The 581-nt window shown below is 63.5% G+C and carries 1 protein-coding gene; it reads left to right on the top strand.

Annotation, left to right across the window (positions count from 1 at the left end):
* Nucleotides 1–581, top strand: a 581-nt coding sequence (locus V0Z78_RS18920; protein WP_336346244.1) for a SufD family Fe-S cluster assembly protein, incomplete at both ends; no start/stop codon positions are given.

The following is a 581-nucleotide window of genomic DNA, read 5'->3' as shown; positions in this document are numbered from 1 at the left end:
ACGTTCAACCTGAACACCAAGCGCGCGATCGCCGAGAAGGGCGGGCGCATGGAGTGGGTGAGCGGTTCGATGGGCTCGAAGGCCACGATGCTCTACCCCTGTACCATTCTGAAGGGGCGAGGCGCGAGCGCGAACCACATCTCGATCGCGTTCGCGGGCGAGGGCCAGGACATCGACACCGGCGCGAAAGTGTATCACAACGCGCCCGACACCAACTCGACGATCGAGTCGAAGTCGATCAGCAAGGACGGCGGGCGCACGAACTACCGCGGGCTGGTCCACATCTCGGACGGGGCACACGACTCGTCGACGTCGGTGGAGTGTGACGCGCTGATGTTCGACAACGAGTCGGTCTCGGACACGATGCCGTACATGGAGATCAACGAGTCCCGGGTCGACGTCGCTCACGAGGCGACGGTCGGAAAGATCGGCGACGAGGACGTCTTCTACCTCCAGTCGCGTGGGCTGGACGACGACGACGCCAAACGCATGATCGTCAGCGGGTTCATCGAGCCGCTGACCGAGGAGCTGCCGATCGAGTACGCGGTCGAGCTCAACCGCCTCATCGAACTCGAGATGGA

Source organism: Halalkalicoccus sp. CG83 (genome assembly GCF_037081715.1).
Taxonomy (GTDB): domain Archaea; phylum Halobacteriota; class Halobacteria; order Halobacteriales; family Halalkalicoccaceae; genus Halalkalicoccus; species Halalkalicoccus ordinarius.
Note: the sequence above shows the minus strand (reverse complement) of the source record. Positions and strands in the feature narration are given on the sequence as shown.